We start from the raw sequence: 18,965 nt of genomic DNA on the forward strand, positions 1-18,965 counted from the left end.
GCGGGGGCGGGCAGGCTGTGAGACCTTGTGTCCCGGCGACCGGGAGGCCGGTTTCGGGCAAGCCCTGACGATGAACCATCTCGTCGCCGTCACCCTCGCCCTGTCGACCGTCGCCATCGCGGCGTGCGATCCCATTGACACTTCAGCGCTGAAGGATCTCGAAGACGCAGCGGCCAAGGCCCATTCGACCGCCTCTGAACTGAACGCGCGCTCGGCCGAGGTGCAGCAGGCCATCGACGATCCCGTCGGGGCGATGCGCGGCGCCATCGGGGCGACGTTTACGCGGACCGCTACCGATCAGGCGGGAGTCTATGTTCTGACCGATCTGCAGACCGGATGTCAGTTCCTGGGCACCTACGCCGCCGACGGGCGCACGGTCAGTTCGATCGCGCCGCGCGTCGAGCCGTCGCCCGAAGGCGGCACGCGTCAGCGCTGCATTGCTATTCCCGGCATCGAACAACCGGCCGCCGAAGAGGGCTAGGCTTCGCCCTGGCCGCCGTGCCGGTCCTCCGGCGCGACGTAATGGCGGTCGAGGTCGGCCGGGTCCATCCGCTGACCGGTGGCTTCAGCGACGATGGCGGCGATGTCGTCGTTGGTCTTGCCCGCATCGCGCATCTGCTCGATCTCGTCGCTGATCATCTCGACGAATTCGGAGACTTCAAAGCGCTCCTCGCCCAGCCCGAGGGCCTGACGGAGGCTGCGCTGGGCCTTGATGGCTTCGTCGAGGCTGAAGGTCGTTTGATCGGGCATGGGGTTCTCCACTGTGACCCGAACAACCGTCCACGCGATACGAGGTTGCACACGGCGTTGAACCCCGTAGGCGGGAACGGGTTCGATGGGGGATGCGCATTTCTGGTCTCCTCCCATCCGTCCTCATCGGCGCCGTGGCCAGCGCCCGGTCCATGACTCCCATGGCGGCGCTCGCGCGCGCCCATCTGGCAGGACGCAGGACGCCCGGGCGACTGGTCCTGCTGGGACATCCGCTGTTCACGGCGGGCGCGCTGGCCATGGGCGTCGGCGAGTTGCTGGGCGACAAGATGAAGTCGGCGCCGGATCGCACGGTGTTCCTGGGGCTCTTGGCGCGGATCATGAGCGCGGGCATCGCCGGCGCAGCCTTGGCGCCGCGAGGGCGCGAGCGGGAAGGGGCGGGGCTGGCCGTCGGGACAGCCGTGCCGATGGCGTATCTGACACTGGCGGGTCGCAAGCGGGCGATGGATGAGATCGGCCAGACGCGAAGCGGGCTGATCGAGGACGCCCTGATCGTCGCGGCGGGGATCGCCGTGGTCGCTTACGCCGTCAGGCGCTGAACGCAGCCGCGTTGACCGGAGGCGCGGGAAGCGTCAAACCGCGCCCCATGCTGCAGAACCTCGAAACCCTCGCGCGCGACGCCAAATCCTGGCCGTTCGAACAGGCCCGCAATCTTCTGGCCCATGTGCTGAAGAAGCGGCTGTCGGACGCCGACCGGACTGCGGCGAAGCTGCTGTTCGACGCCGGCAAGGCGGACGAGGCGCTTGCGGCCTTCCCCGAACTGCAGCGGCCGGTCATTCTGGAGACCGGCTACGGCCCTTCCGGCCTGCCGCACATGGGCACCTTCGGCGAGGTCGCGCGCACGACCATGGTGCGCAACGCGTTCCGCGCCCTGACAGGCGACCACTGGCCGACGCGCCTGATCGCCTTCAGCGACGACATGGATGGGCTGCGCAAGGTCCCGGAGGGCATTCCGAACCCGGAGATGCTGCGTGAGGACCTGCACAGGCCTCTGACTGTGGTGCGCGATCCCTTCGGGACGCATGACAGCTTCGGGGCCCATAACAACGCCCGTCTGCGTGCCTTCCTCGACAGCTTCAGCTTCGACTACGAATTCCTGTCGTCGACCGAGCAGTACCGATCGGGACGGTTCGACACGACGCTGCTGACCCTGCTGGAGCGGTTCGACGCCATCCAGGCCATCATGCTGCCGACGCTGGGCGAGGAACGGCGCGCTACCTATTCGCCCTTCCTGCCGGTCAGCCCTGTCACCGGCCATGTGCTGCAGGTGCCGACGCTTGACCGCGACGTGGAGAAGGGGACGATCACCTTCGACGATCCGGCGGGCGGGCGCACAGAGCTTCCGGTCACTGGCGGTCATGTGAAGCTGCAATGGAAGCCGGACTGGGCCATGCGCTGGACGGCGCTGGACGTCGACTATGAGATGGCCGGCAAGGACCTGATCGAGAGCGTGCGCGAGAGCGGCAAGATCTGTCGGGCGCTGGGCGGTACGCCGCCGGAGGGCTTCAACTTCGAGCTCTTCCTCGACATCGAGGGCAAGAAGATCTCCAAGTCCAAGGGCAACGGCCTGACGATGGACGAATGGCTGCGGTACGGCACGCCGGAATCGCTGAGCTGGTACATGTTCCAGTCGCCGAAGTCGGCCAAGAGCCTGCATTTCAACGTCATTCCGCGGGCCATCGACGACTATCTGGCGGCCATCGAGGCCTTCAAGACGCAGGAGCCGGCCAAGCAGATCGACAACGCCGTGTGGTCGATCCATTCGGGCGCGCCGCCGACGCATACCTCGCCGGTGTCGTTCGCCCTGCTGCTGAACCTGGTCGGCGTGGCCAATGCGTCGAACAAGGACCAGCTGTGGGCCTATTTCGCCAGATACCTGCCCGAGGCGACGCCCCGGAACGAGCCGCTGCTCGACCAGCTGATGGAGCGGGCGCTGAACTATTACGAGGACTTCGTGAAGCCGACGAAGTCCTACCGACTGCCCGACGACAAGGAGAAGGCGGCCCTGCTGGATCTGGCGGCGCGGCTCAAGGCCCTGCCGGCCGGCACGACCGACGGCGAACTGATCCAGGGCGAGGTCTACGCCGTGGGCAAGGAGCATGGGTTCGAGCCGCTGCGCGGGTGGTTCGGAGCGCTGTACGAGGTGCTGCTGGGGGCGCCGCAGGGACCGCGGTTCGGCTCGTTCGCGGCGATCTATGGTCTGCCGCAGACCGTCGCGCTGATCGAGGCGGGCGCAAACGGCGAGCTCGCTTCGGCGTGACCTTCGGGGCGGTGCGCGTGCGGTAACGTACATGAACCGAATATAACGGCGAGCCTCCGGGAGCCTTCATCCAGCGTGGCGCATTGTGCATGCCATCGACCAACCTCGATGAATGGAGAGAGCCATGTCGAAGATCATGAACACCACCCTGGCCACCGCCGCCGCCCTGGCGGCCCTGGTCACCGCCGCTCCCACCGCCGCCCTGGCGCAGGCTAACGGCATCACGAACTGCGACGCCCCCGGCGGCCGTCAACGCACCGGCGCCCTGATCGGCGCAGTCATCGGCGGTCTGGCCGGCAGCCAGATTTCGAAGAACGAACGCACCCTTGGCGCCGTGGCCGGCGCGGGCGCCGGCGCCGCCGCCGGTTCCTACATCGGTTGTAACCAGCAGCGCGCCAGGGCCGAGTCCACGGCCAGCAGCGGCGCCCAGTACCGCGCAACGTCGAATCTGCGGATCCGCTCGGGACCCGGCACCAGCTACCGCCAGGCTGGCTCGCTGCGCGCCGGCCAACCGTTCGCGGTGATCGGCTCGCAGGGTGAATGGGTTCAGATCGCCGGTGGCGGCTGGGTCAACGCCAACTACGTCACCGCCTACTAGGGCGAACTGACATAGAGACATCGAAGGCCGCTCCGAAAGGGGCGGCCTTTTTTGTTGCTTACTGGCTGACCCACAGGACCCGGCCCATCCAGACGATGTCGCGGCGGGCGAGGGTCCGGGGCTCATAGGCCGGATTGATCGAGGCCAATGTCACCGACCGCGCCGTGATCGCGGCCAACTCCTTGGCGAGGGTCTCGCCGGAGGTGGTTCGGACGACGACGCGGTCCCCCTTGCGGACCCGGGTCGCGTCGCGGTCGACCAGCACCCGATCGCCCTCCCGATACAGGGGGACCATGGAGTCGCCGTCGATCCTGAGGCTGAACAGGGTGTCCCTGGGCTGAGGCAGTTCCGTCTGCTCCCATCCGTCGCCGGCGGGCAATCCCGCGTCGTCGAAGAAGCCGTCCTCGCCAGCCCGGGCCATGCCCAGCATCGGAGCGGTAGCCGGCCGCTCGGGGGCGTCCAGGGCCAGGGTGGCGAAATCGCCCAGCGACATCCCGGTGGCCTGAAGGATGCGGGTCAGGCTCTCGGTTGAAGGCCAGCGGGGCCGGGGCGGATCACCCGCGCCGAACCGTTTGGAGGGATTGAAGCTGGTCGCGTCAAGGCCGGCCCGCAACGCCAGACCCGAGGCGCTCAGGCCTTCGCGTCGGGCGAGGCCGTCGATCGCCTTCCACAGCTGGGCATGGGACAGGGGCATGAGATTTCGGCAGAGCCAGAGAAGTGATTCGGATCGAGATTATCTAGGAATATCCGCCTACTCCAGTCCGTCTGTGCGCCGGTCCCGCCAGGATCGAAAAGTCCCCAGCGCGAGGGTGAGCAGAATCCCGTAATTGGCCATGTTCATTACGGCGTAGAAGGCCGCCATGGGCGGGCGCAGGTCGACGACGGTCAACAGGTGGCTCATGACGATCAGGGCCTGAAGCCCGCCGGACCACACGGGCCACGATCGCCGGCTTTTCCACGCCAGTGCGGCGAAGACCCACAGCATCGCCGTATCGACGATCATCAGTCCCCATTGGGGTCCGGACAGCCGGCTGTCGTCCTGAAGCAGCAGCGACGCCAACAGCGCCAGGGCGAATGCGCCCCCGCCGACGCGCTCCGGCTCGTCGCCCTTCAGAAAGGCGAAGGCGACGACGACAAGGGATATCGCCGTCCCGATCTGGGCGTAGAGGGTGTCAAACAACTGCCCGGCCCTTCAACGACGACCGGGAGCAGGTCTACAGGGGGCGAAGCGCACGACGCTCCTGCCATGCCCAGAAGGTGCCGACGGCCATAGCGATGAGCACGCCGTAGTTGGCGAGGTTGTTTACGGCAGCGACTGCGTCCGCAGGCGGCCGCAGGTCGACAGCGAGCATGACATGGCTTGTCACGATCAGGGCCTGGAAGGCGGCGGCCCAGACGGGCCAGGCCCGGCGGCTATGAAAGGCCAGCCCCACCAGGACCGCCAGCAGCAGCATGTCGAGCGCCATCGGCCCCCACGCCGGAAGACTCACGTTTCCGCCTTCCCAGGTCATCACGCCGGCGATCATGATCAGGGCATAGGCGGCGCCGCCGATCCGTTCAGGCTCGTCGCCCTTGATCAGGGCAAAGCTGACCACAAGGACGATGAGCCCCGTGAGGATCTGCGAATACGTCGTTTCAAACACAGAATCGCCCCCGAGCCGCAAGCCCGGGGGCGATCATGCCTGAAGTAGATCGCCGGGGAAATGTCCGGCGGTCGACATTACGTAGAGTTAAACTGCCCGCAAGCGACCGGTAACAGGAGGATTTTCCTCCAGTCCCTTGTCCATCGGCGGACGAGCCAGGGTGCCCCAGCCCAGACGGCGGTGATCCTTGGCCAGTTCGGCATGGCAGGAGACCATGGCCTGGCGGGCGGCGCTCAGGCCCGCGATCGCTTCCAGAGCCTTGGTCTGGGCGTCAGCGCCGAGCACCGGCGAAAGGTTAAGCGACGCGCGGGCGCCGATCATCGCCTGAACCAGCGAGGTGGCGCGGGCGATAGCAGCGTCAACGGCCTGCTCGGTTGCGTTCAGGTCGTCAGCGACGCTGTTGATCACTTCGTTCTTGGTCACGAAAAGCCTCCCACTGAGAAAACTAGGTGAACGAGCCTTTAACACGGTTCCGTTGTGTACGGTAGGGTTTTGTTGACCGCGTTTGGTAGGGTCTCATTGACCATGTTTGCCCGGATCCCGGGACCGTCCCCGCCGCCGCCACCGACCGGGGGCGTGTCGCCGGGTTTGTCGACGGGACCCATCGCCAGGGCGTCGAGGCCGAGCTTGCGCGCCAGGGCGGCGAGGGCGGTGTGGGTCTGAACCATCTGGGATCGTGCGGTGGAGAGGGCGCTCAGGGCCCCCGCGGCGCCGTCGAAGGCCCGCTGTCCAGTGACAGCCGAAAGATAGGCGTCAGCGCGGGCGGCCGGGAGCTCGGCCGCCAGCATGGCCGTCTCTATCAGGGCGAGGTCGATTGCGGTCTCGGCTGCATAGAGCCGGGCGGCGAGGTTTTCGCCGATGGATTGTCTCGTCATGCTCTTCCTCCGGTGACCAAGCGTCACAGGAGGAGCCGAGCATGCGTGCTACTAGAACGCTACTCCAGGTCGCCTACCGCAAGTAGGAAGTGTGCGGTCAGGGCGGCGATCGGCTGGGCGCGGTCGTCTTGCCAGGCTTCCGCCAGGACGTGGGCGACACGGCGACCGGCCCGGCTGATTCGCGCGCTGGCGTGGACATCCACGGGCCGGCCCGACCGCAGGTAGGCCACATTGACGTTGATCGGCCGGGGCAGGCGCAGACGCGGATACAGGGCCGCCACCTGGGCCACCGCCGTCAGCTCAAGCAGGGCCGCGGTGGCGCCGCCGTGGAGCGCGGGCAGGACCGGGTTGCCGATCAGCCTGTCGGCGAAGGGCATGGTCACTGTCAGATTGTCGCCGTCGGCCTCGGTCAGGAGGCCGAGGAAGCGGGCGTAGGGCAGGCGGTGGAGAAGATCGGTCATGCCGCCGCTCCGCCCGCGCGCAGGTTGACGCCGGCGCCGCGACCCTCGCCGGAACCCAGCATATAGGCCATCTGGGCGGCTGCGACGGGGTCTTCGGCCGTATCCTCGAAGGCCCAGGCGCGGACGAAGCCGACAGACCGGGTCAGTCGGTAACAGCGCGCTTCGGCGATCAGGTCCCGGCGGGGCGCCGCCGCGCGCATGTAGTCTACGCGGAGGTCGAGGGTCGCGAGGGGTTCGAACCGGCCCAGCGCCACCCAGGTCGCCAGCCCGCCGACATGGTCCAGCAGGGTGGTGACCAACCCTCCGGACAGGACGCCGGTTTCGGGGTCGCCGACCAGATCCTCCCGCCACGGCACGCGGATGCGGACGCGGTCTCCCTCCACGCCGTCGAAGACGAAGCCGAGCGCATGGGTGTGAGCCGCGCCGCTGGCCAGTTGGGGCAACAGGTCGAGGATGGCGGAAGTCATGATGCGCTTCTGGTTCGGACGGGAAATGAGCGCAAGCCCGCCCCGCGCGTTGTCTGCTGCGCCATGACCGCCATATGCCCTCCATGATCCGCTTTGAAGACCTGCTCAGGCCCACGCCGGCAGGCCTGTATTGCCCGCCCGGCGACTTCTACGTCGATCCGGTCCAGCCGGTGGATCGCGCCGTGATTACGCACGGCCATGCCGATCATGCGCGGTCGGGCCATGGAACAGTGCTGGCCACACCCCAGACCCTGGCCATCATGGCCGAGCGGTATGGGGAAGAATTCACCGGTCAGCGGCAGTCCGTGGGCTATGGCGAGACGATGGTCCACAACGGCGTCGAGATCGGCATGGCGCCGGCGGGTCATGTACTCGGCTCGGCCCAGGCTGTGATCCGCTGGAAGGGGATCACCATGGTCGTCTCCGGTGACTACAAGCGCCGGCGCGACCCGACCTGTCAGGCTTTCGAGCCCGTGCCGTGCAACGTTTTCATCTCGGAGGCGACCTTCGGCCTGCCGGTCTTCACCCACCCGCCCGACAGCGAAGAGATCGCCCGGCTGGTGCAGTCCCTGCGCCAGTTTCCGGACCGGGCCCATCTGGTTGGAGCCTACGCCCTCGGCAAGGCGCAGCGGGTCATCCGGCTGCTGCGCGAGGCAGGATGGGATCGTCCGGTGTACGTCCATGGCGCGCTGGAGCGCCTGAACAGGCTTTACGAACGGGAAGGCGTCGATCTGGGCCCGATCCTGCCCGCAACCGGCCTGAAACCGAACGCGCTGGGCGGGGAGGTTGTGATCGCGCCGCCTTCGGCGACACAGGACCGCTGGGCGCGTCGGTTCGCCGACCCGGTGCTGGCGTTCGCTTCAGGCTGGATGCTGGTCAGGGCGCGGGCGCGCCAGCGAGGCGTGGAACTGCCGCTGGTGCTGTCGGACCACGCGGACTGGCCCGAACTGGTCGCCACCTTCACGGAGTTGAAGCCCGAGGAGGTCTGGATCACTCACGGTCGGGAGGAGGGCCTGCTGCGCTGGTGCGAGCTGAACGGCCAGACGGCGAGGGCTCTTCGGCTGGTCGGCTATGAGGAAGAGGACGACGAGGCGGGATCGGCAGATGAAGCGGTCAGCTAGGCGACCGAACGGGCTGGCCCTGTCGCTGGATTGGCCTCGGCTCGGGCCGTCGCGGTGGCCTGTTCGAGGGCCAGATTCATCGCCATGCGCAGGCGCTCGGGCTTGATCGGCTTCTCGACCACGGCGGCCATGCCGATCTCAACGTATTTCCGGGCGTCGTCAGGATCGGCGTTCGCGGTCAGGGCCACGATCGGCAGGGTGGAGGCGGGACCGTCAAGGGCTCGAATGGCCATCGTCGCCTGAACCCCGTCCATGCGGGGCATCTTGATGTCCATCAGGACCAGATCGAACCGGCGTTCCTGCACGGCTTCCAGCGCCTCGACGCCGTCCTCGGCGGTTTCGGACGTGCAGCCGAACATCTCGCACAGCGCCTGGGCGACCACGCGGTTGGTGGCGTTGTCGTCCACGATCAGGATGTGAGGGTTGGACAGCAGTTCGCCATCGCCGATGCTTTCGACATTGGAAGGCGCGACCGTTTCGGCCTGGGCGCGGGGGACATCGACGTCGAAGGCGAAGGTCGCGCCCGGCCCGCGATTGTTTTCCGCCCAGATGCGCCCGTCCATCCGTTCCACGATCTGCCGGCAGATCGCCAGGCCCAGACCGGCCCCGTCAGGACCGGAGCCATGAACGAACGGATCGAAAATCTCATCGACACGATCAGGGTCGACGCCCGGTCCGTCGTCGCGAACCCGCGCCTCGAGCTGGATCCGGCCGCCGTTCGCGACGGCCTTCAGTCCCGCCTCGACAACGCCGTTGCGGGCGAATTTCAGCGCGTTGCCGATCAGGTTGTTGAACAGCTGTTTGACTCGTACGCCGTCGATAACAGCCGTCAGATCGGTGTCGCCCTCGTAGCTCACCATCAGGGTGACGTTGTCTTGCGAGGCGCGGGGCTCCCACAGGGACTGGACGTCGTCCATCAGGCCCCGCAGGGGTGTGGGTGCGGCGTGCAGCTCCAGTTCGCCCGCCTCGGCGCGCGACAGGTCCAGGGCGTCCTGCAGGATGCGCAGCAGGGTCTCGGAGGAATCCACGATGGTGGTGACGTGAGCGTGGGCCTGCGCGTTCAGCGGCTGACGGCGCAGCAGTTCTGCGACGGCGAGTACGCCGTTCATCGGCGTGCGCAGCTCGTGGCTCATGATGGCGAGAAACTGGCTCTTGGCGCGTGCGGCGGCGAGAGCCTGGGTGCGGGCGTCGCCGAGGACGCGGGTCTGTTCGGCCAGCTCCTCATTGTGACGACGCTGCCGGTCGTTGACGGCTTGCAGCAGGGACACGGCGGTGCCGATCCCGAGGTATTTGCCCTGCCGCGTGACGATGAATCCGCGCATCAGGGCGCCGGGACCGCTTTTCAACAGGACGTCGCAGAAGGCGTCGATGGCGACGCCGGCTTCGACCACCGCCGGTTCATCATCCATCAGATGCAGGACTGGCCGGCCCGCGTAGAGGGCATGGCCGAACGGGGCGGCGATCTTCAGCAGGAAGGCGTTCCGCTCGATCAGGCCGACCGGTTTGCCGGCGTCGACGACGGGAATGACGAGGGTGTCGGGTTCGCGCTCGAAGCGCTGGAAAACAGCGCTGCCCAACGTCTGGGGCGAAACCGCCTCGGCGCGCTCGGTCAAGACTTCGATGGTCGGCATATCCGGCCATAACTCCACTGCGACGTGGGCACCTTTGCCCGACAAGCCTTTGCAGAAGCGTTAAGGTCAGTAACCGCCGTTTTTGGGCCGTCTTTGCCCTGCGTCCTGCGCTGGTGTAGAAGGCCCGCCCGCCACTCGAGGCGGCCCATCCCCTTGTTTATGCGCGCGGCCACTGTTCTCGGGCGGGCAGGACAGCGCCACCTGCCTGGCCTGGGCGCTGGAGCGGTTTTCGCGCGTCGAGACCGTGGGTTTCGACTACGGCCAGCGCCATGCCGTCGAGATGGAAGCACGCCTGAAGGTGCGCGAGGGGATGCAGGCCGTCCTGCCGCAGTGGGCCGGTCGTCTGGGTCCCGACCATGTTGTCGACCTGACGGGCTACGGTCGGATCGCCGAGAGCGCCCTGACGGCGGACCGGGCTATCGAATTGGATGCGCGGGGCCTGCCCACCACCTTCGTCCCCGGGCGGAATCTGGTGTTCCTGACCTGTGCGGCCGCTCTGGCGGATCGGCGGGGGCTGGACGTCCTGGTCGGCGGCATGTGCGAGACGGATTTCTCGGGCTACCCCGACTGCCGCCGCGACACGATCGACGCCATGGCGACGGCGCTCAGCCTCGGGCTGGACAAGCCGGTCGTGATCGAGACGCCGCTGATGGCCCTGACCAAGGCGGAGACCTGGGCGTTGGCGGACCGGATCGGCGGCGCGCCGCTGGTCGAGCTCATCATCGAGGCGTCCCACACCTGCTACCGCGGCGACCGGGACCATCGGCACGCATGGGGCTATGGCTGCGGCGACTGCCCGGCCTGCGAGCTGCGGGCGGCGGGACATTCGGAATGGGCGGGCGCATGACCTATTCCGCCAAGGAAGTGTTTCTGACTGTTCAGGGCGAGGGCGGACAGGCCGGGCGACCGGCCGTCTTCCTGCGTTTCGCCGGCTGCAATCTGTGGAACGGGCTGGAGCGCGACAGGGCGACGGCGGTCTGCACCTTCTGCGATACGGATTTCGTGGGCGTGGACGGCGATGGCGGCGGGAAGTTCGCCAGCGCCGGGGCCCTGGCCGATCATATCGATGCGAGGTGGCGGGGGCGGGCAGGGGATCCGAAGCTGGTCGTCTGCACCGGCGGCGAACCGTTGCTGCAGCTGGATACGCCCCTGATCCACGCCCTGCATGCGCGCGGGTTCGAAATCGCGATCGAAACCAACGGCACGCTGGCGGCGCCGGCGGGGATCGACTGGATCTGCGTCAGCCCCAAGGCCGATGCGCCGGTCGAGCAGACCTCCGGTCAGGAGCTGAAGCTGGTCTTTCCGCAGGCGAAGGCCATGCCCGACCGGTTCGAGCATCTGGCCTTCGAACGATTCTGGCTGCAGCCGATGGATGGCCCTGATCAGGCGGCCAATACGGCGGCGGCCATCGACTATTGCCTGACCCATCCCAAGTGGCGGCTCAGCGTCCAGACCCACAAATACATCGGCGTAAGATGAGCGTTTTCGAGATCACCAAGGCGGCCACCTTCGACGCGGCCCACCATTTTCCGAACGAGCCCGACGGCAGCCCGTACCGGCGCATGCATGGCCATTCGTTCTCCGTGGAGGCCACGGTGCGGGGCGAGGCGCTTGACGGCCATGGCTGGGTTGCAGACCTCGGCGCGCTGGACCGTGCGCTGAAGGACGCTGCGGAAGAGCTGGATCACGGTCTGCTGAACGACAAGCCGGGGCTGGAACTTCCGACGCTGGAACACCTGTGCCTGTGGTTCGCGGAGCGGCTGAAGCCGGAATGGCCGGGGCTGAGCCGGATTACGGTGGCGCGACCCACCATCCACGAGCGCTGTACGCTGAGCCTGTGAATTCGGTCCGCCCCTACCGCGACGGCGACGCCCCGGCTCTGGCCGCCGTGTTCGAGCGGGCGGTGCGGGGTATCGCGTCACGCGACTATGCGCCGGCCCAGATCGAGGCCTGGATCGGCCGTGAGCCACGCGAAGCGCGCTTTCGCGACAAGATGGCGGATGGCCGCCGCTGCTGGGTGACGGTGGACGCAACGGATCGCGTGACGGCCTTTGCCGATCTGGAACCCGACGGACACATCGATTTCCTGTTCGCCGACCCCGATGTGGCGGGGCAGGGCGTTACGACGGTGTTGCTCGAGGTTCTTGAGCAGGCCGCGCGCGCAAGCGGTCTGTCACGCCTGTATGTGGAAGCCAGCGAGCCGGCTAAGCGGTTCTTCGTGAAGCGCGGCTATACGGTCGTCGAGCGTCGGGACTTCGAGATCGGCGGCGTGCCGATCCACAACTACGCCATGGAACGCCTGTTCTAGCAGTCGCGGCCCTGGCGCTGACGCTGTTCGCAGCGGCGCTGTTCGCGTTCGTACTCGCGCTGTTCACGCTCGCGTTTGGCCCTGGTCTCCTCGTCCGAGGTCGTGACCGCATCGACACCTGCCCCGACCACGGCGCCCGTGACCTGGGCCGCGCCGCCGACGACCGCGCCCGCCGTGCCCACAACCGCGCCCACCAGACAGCCTTGCAGCATCATGGCGCAACCAATGACGCCTGAAAGCGCGGCGACGCGGGTAGGGGACATGGACATGCGAATCTCTCCTGACCGTCAGGGTTAACCCGCAGACGTGAACGCATCCTGACCGGGCATTGAGGACATGATGGGGCGTGGTGGGCGGCGAGGGGTTCGAACCCCCGACCCCCTCGGTGTAAACGAGGTGCTCTGACCAGCTGAGCTAGCCGCCCTGACCCTTCGCGCCTGACCTAGAACCGGAAGCTGGCCCGCAGGAACAGCATGTAGCGGACATAGTCCTCGATCATCTCGGCGTCGGCGCTGATGGACAGCATGCCCAGTTCGTTGCCGATGTTGAGGCGGAAGCCGACCAGCGGCCCGCCGCCTTCGATCGTGCCGCCGTCGAGGGTGAAGTCCGGACCGCCCGAACGGAAGCGGGCGATGGTCTCGCCCGGATCGACCGAGATGTTCTGGCGCCAGCCGACGCGCAGCTCGGGACGCATCCAGCTGTTCTCGCCCATCGCCATGCCGATGTTGATCGCGGCGGTGGCGGAGAACAGGTGACCTTCGCGGTCGTCGATCTCCAGATCGAAGCCGTCGCCCCCGCCTTCTTCGACGTGGCCGTCCTCGCTCAGGCCGAAATACTCGGCGTAGACTTCGGGGCGGATGTTGAAGCGTCCGTAGGTGCGCTCGTACGAGGCGCCCCCGGCCGCGGCCAGGCTGAAGCCGCTCCAGTCAGACGTGTTGGTCAGGTTCTGACCGCCGCCGACGAACCGGCGTTCCGAGTTGAAGGTCGCATAGCCGGCCGCAGCGCGAGCCCAGGTCGTCCAGTACTGACCCTGGGCGCGCCAGTAGAGGCCCAGTTCGAACAGGTTGGCCGACAGCACTTCCTCTGCCTCGGCCTCGGGGTCTTCGAGGTCCGAGGACGTGAAGGCCGCCGTGATGCCGATATTGCCGAAGCCGGTGCCGCGCTCGACGCCGCCGGCGACGCCGAAGCCTTCCGAGCGGAAGCCGTAGGTGTCGGTCTTGTCCTTGTCGGCGTAGAAGGTGATCTCCTGCACCCAGGCGCTGGTCTCGCCCGGCGCGGCCGAGGCGTTGCGGCCCGTCAGGGCGCGCGTCACGGCGTCGACGCCCGACGCCAGCGACAGCAGCGGACCGCCCGAGTGTTCGGGCAGGAGCTGTTCGTACAGGTTGATGAAGCCTTCGCGGTCGTTCTGGGCCAGGAAGGCGTTGCGCATTTCCACCGCGTCGGGGTCGCCGAGCGAGGTGTAGAAGGCGTCGTACATCTCGGCTTCGACCGGGATCAGTTCGGCTTCCTCGGCGGTCCTCTGGCGGACGTCGACGAAGACCTCGCCGGCCGGGACGTTGGCTCCCGCGTCGACCTTGAAGAGGTAGGGGGAGTTGGTTTCGATCGAGTCCAGGTCGATGGCGCCGAAGTTCAGCGTCGCGGCGTCGATCAGCGTGAACCGGCTCGGCGTCGTGAGCAGTGATGCGAAGCGCACGCCGAGACCTGCGCCGTTGGCCAGCGTCGCCGTGCCGGAAACATTGAAGCCGCCGCCGGCGTTGTTGGCCGGATCCAGGGTAACGATCAGATTGCCGTCACCGCCAACGTTCAGGCTGGTGATATTCATCCGCGAGGTCTGGCGCGCATCGAGCGTGCCGTTCGTCACGTCGATGGTCAGATCGCCGCCGCTGTCAGACAGGGCTCCGCGAACGGACGCGCCGCCCGTGATAGCCAGACGGTCAGCGCCGGCGCCGAAGCTGATGTCGCCCAGAACGTCGCCGTTGCGGATGTCGACGGTATCAGCGCCGGAGCCCAGCTTGATGGCCCCGATGATCCGGGGTTCGTTCTCGTTCGGCACGCCGTCGCCGTCCGTGTCGGGATTGGCCGCCGTCGGCGTGGCGGCCACACCGTTCTGCAGGAGGGTGACGCCGGTCGTGTTGGCGCTGACGTCAATGGCGGTCGTGGTGCCCGTGATCGGGTCGCCGTCGTCATTCGCGCTGAGCGTCGCCTGGAGCGACCGGGTGTTGGTGATCGAGGTCAGAGTGCCGCTGAGATCAAGAATGCCGGTGACCGTCGCCGCGCCGCCCCCGGCCGAGGCCAGGATCGAGTTGTTGTTGACCAGGCTGTTGACCGTGGCGCCGGCGTCGATCCGGATCGCGGTGGCCGAAGTCCCGGCCAGTTCGCTGGAGACGGCGCCCGTGATGTTGCCGGAGTTGAAGATCTCGGGAGCCGTGGTTCCGGCCCCGATCCCGATCGCCGTAGCGTTCGCGTCCCGGGCAAGGGCCGACACGGTTCCCTCGTTGCGGACGCCCCCCGCCACCGTCACCGTCTGTCCGGCATTGCCGCCGAACAGGACGCCGTTGGCGTTGACGCCGGAATAAACGCCCTGGCCGCCGATCGTTCCGCGGTTGATGAAACCATAGGCGCTGGCGCCCGTGCCTGCGGCGCCGAGCGAGATCGAACTCGTCGCCGAGCCGATCGCGATGGCCGGAGCGGCGCCAAAGCTGGTGATCGCGCCCGTGGATTCGTTGGCGTCCGGAATCCCGTCGGCGTCCTCGTCCGCATTCGCGGTGTCCGCGTCGACGGGAGGGCGATCGACGACCACGCCGCCGGCTACATTGGCGGCCACGATCACCGCGGGTCCGCCCTGCAACTTGTCCTCGGCGTCGAGTCGACCTTCGAAAGCGTCGCTGCCGAGCGATGTGTAGCGGTAGCCCGAGGCGCTGATTTCGCCCTGCAGCGAGAGACGCCCGCCGACGTTGCCGCCGATGGAGACCGCAGATGCGTTGGCGCCGCGTGCGCTGACGGCGCCGATCAGTGTGACCGGACCGGTGATGGTCCCCTGGGTGCGGATCGCGATGGAATTGTCGCCGAACACCCGGACCGCGCCCTGGCTCTGCAGTTTTCCGTTCAGGCCCGATTCAATCGAGATGCCGTAGGAGTTGTTGCCATCGACGCTGATGACGCCGGCTGAACCGATGATCAGGTCGCCGGTTACGGGCGCGCCTGCCGCGTAGCGGACGCCGTAACGGCCGGTCCCTGTCGCCCACGGGCCATCCAGGTCGCCGTCATTGTCGGTGTCGGGGTAGGCGCCGATGCTGTCGACCACATTGATGGAGCCGTTGATCGTCAGGGTTGAGGTCAGGCCCGGGTTGACCAGCACGCCGGTCGCGCCGTCGGCGGCCGCGGTCATGCTGATCGCGCCGCTCGCATCCACGGTAAGGTTTTCGCTGGCGTCGACAGTGACGGCCGCGCCGGAGGAAACGTTGATCGCGCCGCCGCTGGCGATGCGAATGTCATCAGGCCCGGCGCCGGCCGGGTTCGACGTCGTGATCGCCGTGGTGCGGGCGGTCGAAATCACGGGAGCGATCGCAACCGCGGTCGCGAGTAGAATACGCATTCGGTAGAAACCCCTGTGGACGATACGCCAGAGACGCGGGCGATCCTCTAACAGGGACCACGCCAGCCTGCCTCAAGTTTCTCGAATTTGAGGCGAATGCAAGGCCGAAGCCGGTATTCGAGGCCACACATCAAGCGGGGCTATTGCCTAATGTGGCATCAAAGTGATATCACTTTCATATTGCTTGAGGAGGGCTCCCATGACCGCAACCACCCATTCGAGATCCGTCGAACGTCCCGCGAAGACCGCCAATGGCGTGATCGTGCTTCTGATCGGCCTGGCGCTGCTGATTCTCGGCCCGGTGAGTATCGCGCAGGATCCGGACACCGCCCTGCGGGTCGTGGCCGGCATCACCGCCGCGGTTCTGGGCCTGCTGCTGCTTTGCGGTCTCTACTCGCTGCAACCGAACGAGGGGATGGCGATCCTGCTGTTCGGTGACTATCGCGGCACGGACCGCAAGACCGGTCTGCGTTGGGTTCTGCCGTGGTACAGCCGGAAAAAAGTCAGCCTGCGCGTCCGCAACCTGACCTCGGACAAGCTGAAGGTGAACGACAAACGCGGCAGCCCGATCGAGATCGCGGCCAACGTCGTATGGCGCGTCGAGGACTCGGCCATGGCCCTGTTCGATGTCGATGATTATCAGGCGTTTGTGAACATCCAGGTCGATACGGCCCTGCGCGACATCGCCTCGCACTACGCCTACGACCACGGCGATGAGACGGACGAGCCGGAAATGACCCTGCGCGCCGACGCCGAGGACGTCGCCGGCCGCCTGCGAGACGAACTGGTCGGCCGGGTCAGCGTCGCGGGCGTAGCTATCGACGAAGCCCGCCTGGCTCACCTGGCCTATGCCCCCGAGATCGCCGGAGCCATGCTGAAGCGTCAGCAGGCCGAGGCGGTCCTGTCCGCCCGCCGCCTGATCGTCCGCGGCGCGGTCGGCATGGTCGAGAACGCCCTGGCCGATCTCAACGAGCGCGGCGTGGTCGAACTGGACGAGGACCGCAAGGCGGCCATGGTGTCCAACCTGCTGGTCGTCCTCTGCGCCGACCGGGAGGCCCAGCCGGTCGTAAACACCGGAACCCTGTACGGTTGATTCATGGCGCGTCCGCGTAAGCCTTTCCTGATGCGCGCGTCCCCGGGCGTGATGGCGGCGGTCGAGCGATTGGCCGCCGCCGAGCTGCGCTCGGTCAACGCCCAGCTCGAAACCCTCCTGCGCGAAGCCCTGCATCGCCGGGGGGTCACGCCGTCCGAGGACCCTCCGCAAGCGGACGACGCTTGAGCTTGGCTGCCAGCGGCGCTACGGGCGGCGGATGGTCAAGTCGCATATGTCGAAGGTTCGCAAGGCCCGCCGCATCCAGAAACGGATCGCGCGCGGCGCCGCCAGCATCAGCGAGGCGGAACGCGAACTGGTGAGTCTGGCCGGGCTGGAGGTGCAGGAAGGCGAACTGCGCCTGATCCCCGGCTGGGACGAGGAAGTCTCCGAGACCCTGGCCGCCACCAAGGCCGCGGGAGAAGACGGCCGGCCGCGTCTGGTCGACACCACCATGCTGTACGCGCCCCGCTCAGGCGGGGTGAAGCGCTATCTGCTGTCCAAGAAGGCCTGGCTTGAGGCCAACCGTCCGGGCGTGACCCACTCGCTGGTCGTGCCGGGCGCGCACCACAAGGCGGGCGACGACGGCATCGTCCAGTTGCACGCCACCAAGCTGCCATTCGGCGACGGCTATCGCTGGCCGACCTCGGTGCGGCGCTGGGGCGCCTGGGTGGCGTCGCTGAACCCGTCGATCATCGAGGCCGGCGATCCCTATACGCCGGGGCAGGGCGCGCTTGAGGCCGGTCAACGGGCGGGCTGCCCCGTCGTCGGCTTCTGCCACTCCGATCCCGCGGGCCTCGCCGCCCTCCATTTCGGCGAATGGGCCAAGAAGCCCGTCGAGAAGCGCTGGGCCCGGCTGTTCGGCCAGTTCGACAAGGTGGTTTCGCCAAGCCGGTTCATCGCCCGTCGTCTGGAGGAGGCCGGCGTGGGCAATATCGTCATCCGGCCGCTGGGCGTGGAAATCGACACCTTCCGCCCCGACCGCGGCGATCGCGACTGGCTGCTGAAGAAGCTGGGCCTGCCCGCGTCGGCGCGGTTGTTGTGCTTCGCCGGCCGTCCCGCCCGGGAAAAGAACATCGATGTCCTGATCGAGGCGGTCCAGAAGCTGGGTGATCCCTACTATCTCGTCCTCGTGGGCGCGGGCGCGGGCATGCCGGCGGAAGAGCGGGTCATCTCCCTGCCATACGAAGCCAACCCCAAGGCGGTGGCCAAGATCATCGCCTCCTGTGACGCCTTCGTTCACGCCAACGACAAGGAACCGTTCGGCCTGATCGTGCTCGAGGCCATGGCTTGCGGCCGACCCGTCGTCGGGGTCAACGCCGGCGGGGTCAAGGAAACCGTCGACGACACCGTGGGCCAGCTGGCGAAGAGCGCCAATCCGATCCAGTACGCCGCCGCCGTCGAGGCGCTGTTCGCACGCGACATCGAGGCCATCGGCGCGGCCGCCCGGGTGCGGACGGTCGAACGCTTCGCCTGGAACCGGGTCTTCGAGGATCTCAGCTCGGTCTATGCCGAGGTCAGCGGCGAGACGGCCTTCGCCCAGCCCGGTGAACTGAAGGCCCACTGAGACCTGCCTCTCGACAGGCGGTCGCGGCGCGGTCAATCTCGAACGAAATCGGGGATTTGAGATGATGAAACGCCTTCTGCTCGCAGCCGCCGTCTCGCTGCTCGCCGCCACCTCCGCCATGGCCCAGACGGTCTATCTCGTGCGTCACGCCGAGAAGGCCGACGCCAGCGCCGATCCCGTGCTGTCCGAAGCCGGACAGGCCCGGGCGGGTGCGCTGATGCTCGCGATGGCCGACGCTCATCCCGGCCATATCTTCACCAGCCCGCTGCAACGGACCCGTCTGACGGCCGAGCCGACAGCGGCCCTCCATTCGGTGACGATCGAGCCGGTCGGCTTCGACGGCGGCGCGGCGGCACACGTGGCGTCGATCGCCGAACGCGTTCGCGCCCTGCCGGACGACGCGGTCGTGCTGGTGGTCGGCCACAGCAACACCATTCCGCTGATCGCGCGCGCGCTGGGTTATGCAGAGGCGGCCGACATGCCCGAGTGCGAATACGACCGCATGACGATGCTGCACCTTATGGGCGACGCCGCCCATGGCCAGGTCACCCGCTACGGCGCGCCGACGACCTGCCCCTGAG

At 67.5% G+C, this 18,965-nt stretch carries 24 protein-coding genes and 1 tRNA gene; 13 read left to right on the forward strand and 12 right to left on the reverse strand.

Annotated elements, in window-relative coordinates; genetic code table 11:
* The first annotated feature begins 70 nt into the window (after positions 1-70).
* Complete coding sequence (locus ASD25_RS01930) at positions 71-481, forward strand: hypothetical protein (RefSeq protein WP_156389158.1); 411 nt, start codon at positions 71-73, stop codon at positions 479-481.
* Here ASD25_RS01930 and ASD25_RS01935 read toward each other — a convergent pair.
* Entirely contained in the window at positions 478-750 is a 273-nt protein-coding gene (locus tag ASD25_RS01935) for a hypothetical protein (protein ID WP_056614523.1), read from the reverse strand. The genes ASD25_RS01930 and ASD25_RS01935 overlap by 4 nt on opposite strands.
* A gap of 152 nt (positions 751-902) precedes the next feature.
* Here ASD25_RS01935 and ASD25_RS01940 point away from each other — a divergent pair, with 152 nt between their 5' ends.
* The 3 genes from ASD25_RS01940 to ASD25_RS01950 all read left to right on the forward strand — a co-directional run bounded on the left by ASD25_RS01940 (position 903) and on the right by ASD25_RS01950 (position 3,626).
* On the forward strand, positions 903-1,307 hold the full coding sequence (locus ASD25_RS01940) for a hypothetical protein (protein WP_235562554.1): 405 nt from the start codon (positions 903-905) through the stop codon (positions 1,305-1,307).
* Positions 1,308-1,354: 47 nt separating this feature from the next.
* Complete coding sequence (locus ASD25_RS01945; RefSeq protein ID WP_056614525.1) at positions 1,355-3,028, forward strand: lysine--tRNA ligase; 1,674 nt, start codon at positions 1,355-1,357, stop codon at positions 3,026-3,028.
* Positions 3,029-3,152: 124 nt separating this feature from the next.
* Positions 3,153-3,626 carry an SH3 domain-containing protein gene (locus ASD25_RS01950; RefSeq protein WP_056614528.1) on the forward strand — a complete coding sequence of 158 codons (474 nt, stop codon included), beginning with the start codon at positions 3,153-3,155 and terminating at the stop codon, positions 3,624-3,626.
* 58 nt (positions 3,627-3,684) lie between these two features.
* On the opposite strand, the gene ASD25_RS01955 is transcribed toward ASD25_RS01950, so the two are convergent.
* The 7 genes from ASD25_RS01955 to ASD25_RS01985 form a co-directional block, all read right to left on the reverse strand.
* Positions 3,685-4,320, reverse strand: coding sequence for a helix-turn-helix transcriptional regulator (locus ASD25_RS01955; protein ID WP_056614531.1), 636 nt, complete (start codon positions 4,318-4,320; stop codon positions 3,685-3,687).
* Between the two features lie 57 nt (positions 4,321-4,377).
* The gene (locus ASD25_RS01960; protein WP_056614534.1) at positions 4,378-4,806 is read right to left on the reverse strand and encodes a hypothetical protein; all 429 of its coding nucleotides are present in this window, start codon (positions 4,804-4,806) and stop codon (positions 4,378-4,380) included.
* A gap of 34 nt (positions 4,807-4,840) precedes the next feature.
* Complete coding sequence (locus tag ASD25_RS01965) at positions 4,841-5,269, reverse strand: hypothetical protein (protein WP_056614537.1); 429 nt, start codon at positions 5,267-5,269, stop codon at positions 4,841-4,843.
* A gap of 87 nt (positions 5,270-5,356) precedes the next feature.
* Entirely contained in the window at positions 5,357-5,692 is a 336-nt protein-coding gene (locus tag ASD25_RS01970) for a hypothetical protein (protein WP_056614540.1), read from the reverse strand.
* 38 nt (positions 5,693-5,730) lie between these two features.
* Positions 5,731-6,144 carry a hypothetical protein gene (locus ASD25_RS01975; RefSeq protein WP_056614543.1) on the reverse strand — a complete coding sequence of 138 codons (414 nt, stop codon included), beginning with the start codon at positions 6,142-6,144 and terminating at the stop codon, positions 5,731-5,733.
* 59 nt (positions 6,145-6,203) lie between these two features.
* Positions 6,204-6,605 carry a PaaI family thioesterase gene (locus ASD25_RS01980; RefSeq protein WP_056614546.1) on the reverse strand — a complete coding sequence of 134 codons (402 nt, stop codon included), beginning with the start codon at positions 6,603-6,605 and terminating at the stop codon, positions 6,204-6,206.
* Positions 6,602-7,072 (reverse strand): PaaI family thioesterase, encoded by a 471-nt coding sequence (locus tag ASD25_RS01985; protein WP_056614550.1) that lies wholly within the window; start codon positions 7,070-7,072, stop codon positions 6,602-6,604. The genes ASD25_RS01980 and ASD25_RS01985 overlap by 4 nt, the downstream gene beginning before the upstream one ends.
* Positions 7,073-7,155: 83 nt before the next feature.
* Between ASD25_RS01985 and ASD25_RS01990 the strand changes: the two genes are divergently transcribed.
* Positions 7,156-8,193 carry a ligase-associated DNA damage response exonuclease gene (locus tag ASD25_RS01990; protein ID WP_056614887.1) on the forward strand — a complete coding sequence of 346 codons (1,038 nt, stop codon included), beginning with the start codon at positions 7,156-7,158 and terminating at the stop codon, positions 8,191-8,193.
* Here the strand turns inward: ASD25_RS01990 and ASD25_RS01995 are convergent.
* Positions 8,190-9,824, reverse strand: a complete 1,635-nt coding sequence (locus ASD25_RS01995; RefSeq protein ID WP_056614553.1) for a response regulator — start codon at positions 9,822-9,824, stop codon at positions 8,190-8,192. The genes ASD25_RS01990 and ASD25_RS01995 overlap by 4 nt on opposite strands.
* A gap of 172 nt (positions 9,825-9,996) precedes the next feature.
* On the opposite strand from ASD25_RS01995, the gene queC reads away from it, so the two are divergent.
* Genes queC through ASD25_RS02015 form a run of 4 tightly spaced genes read left to right on the forward strand, consistent with a single transcriptional unit; the run spans position 9,997 to position 12,132 of the window.
* On the forward strand, positions 9,997-10,671 hold the full coding sequence (gene queC, locus ASD25_RS02000; RefSeq protein ID WP_056614889.1) for a 7-cyano-7-deazaguanine synthase QueC: 675 nt from the start codon (positions 9,997-9,999) through the stop codon (positions 10,669-10,671).
* Positions 10,668-11,303: a 7-carboxy-7-deazaguanine synthase gene (queE, locus tag ASD25_RS02005; protein WP_056614892.1), complete on the forward strand. Its 636-nt coding sequence runs from the start codon at positions 10,668-10,670 to the stop codon at positions 11,301-11,303. The genes queC and queE overlap by 4 nt, the downstream gene beginning before the upstream one ends.
* Positions 11,300-11,665 carry a 6-carboxytetrahydropterin synthase gene (locus ASD25_RS02010; RefSeq protein WP_056614555.1) on the forward strand — a complete coding sequence of 122 codons (366 nt, stop codon included), beginning with the start codon at positions 11,300-11,302 and terminating at the stop codon, positions 11,663-11,665. The genes queE and ASD25_RS02010 overlap by 4 nt, the downstream gene beginning before the upstream one ends.
* Positions 11,662-12,132 carry a GNAT family N-acetyltransferase gene (locus tag ASD25_RS02015; protein WP_200943497.1) on the forward strand — a complete coding sequence of 157 codons (471 nt, stop codon included), beginning with the start codon at positions 11,662-11,664 and terminating at the stop codon, positions 12,130-12,132. Before ASD25_RS02010 ends, ASD25_RS02015 begins: the two co-directional genes overlap by 4 nt.
* Here the strand turns inward: ASD25_RS02015 and ASD25_RS02020 are convergent.
* The 3 genes from ASD25_RS02020 to ASD25_RS02030 form a co-directional block, all read right to left on the reverse strand.
* Positions 12,129-12,401, reverse strand: coding sequence for a hypothetical protein (locus ASD25_RS02020; protein ID WP_056614557.1), 273 nt, complete (start codon positions 12,399-12,401; stop codon positions 12,129-12,131). The two genes, ASD25_RS02015 and ASD25_RS02020, sit on opposite strands and share 4 nt — an antisense overlap.
* 78 nt (positions 12,402-12,479) lie before the next feature.
* A tRNA-Val gene (locus ASD25_RS02025) sits at positions 12,480-12,556 on the reverse strand.
* A gap of 18 nt (positions 12,557-12,574) precedes the next feature.
* Positions 12,575-15,727 (reverse strand): autotransporter outer membrane beta-barrel domain-containing protein, encoded by a 3,153-nt coding sequence (locus ASD25_RS02030; protein ID WP_056614561.1) that lies wholly within the window; start codon positions 15,725-15,727, stop codon positions 12,575-12,577.
* 199 nt (positions 15,728-15,926) lie between these two features.
* On the opposite strand from ASD25_RS02030, the gene ASD25_RS02035 reads away from it, so the two are divergent.
* From ASD25_RS02035 to ASD25_RS02050, 4 genes are all read left to right on the forward strand, one after another.
* Positions 15,927-16,820 (forward strand): SPFH domain-containing protein, encoded by an 894-nt coding sequence (locus ASD25_RS02035; RefSeq protein WP_056614563.1) that lies wholly within the window; start codon positions 15,927-15,929, stop codon positions 16,818-16,820.
* A 30-nt stretch (positions 16,821-16,850) separates the two neighbouring features.
* Positions 16,851-17,006, forward strand: a complete 156-nt coding sequence (locus ASD25_RS02040; RefSeq protein WP_235562555.1) for a hypothetical protein — start codon at positions 16,851-16,853, stop codon at positions 17,004-17,006.
* Between the two features lie 31 nt (positions 17,007-17,037).
* Positions 17,038-18,384 (forward strand): glycosyltransferase, encoded by a 1,347-nt coding sequence (locus ASD25_RS02045; RefSeq protein ID WP_369816532.1) that lies wholly within the window; start codon positions 17,038-17,040, stop codon positions 18,382-18,384.
* A 64-nt stretch (positions 18,385-18,448) separates the two neighbouring features.
* Positions 18,449-18,964, forward strand: a complete 516-nt coding sequence (locus ASD25_RS02050) for a histidine phosphatase family protein (protein ID WP_162252050.1) — start codon at positions 18,449-18,451, stop codon at positions 18,962-18,964.
* The last annotated feature ends 1 nt before the right edge of the window (position 18,965 follow it).

The sequence above is a fragment of the Brevundimonas sp. Root1423 genome (assembly GCF_001426805.1).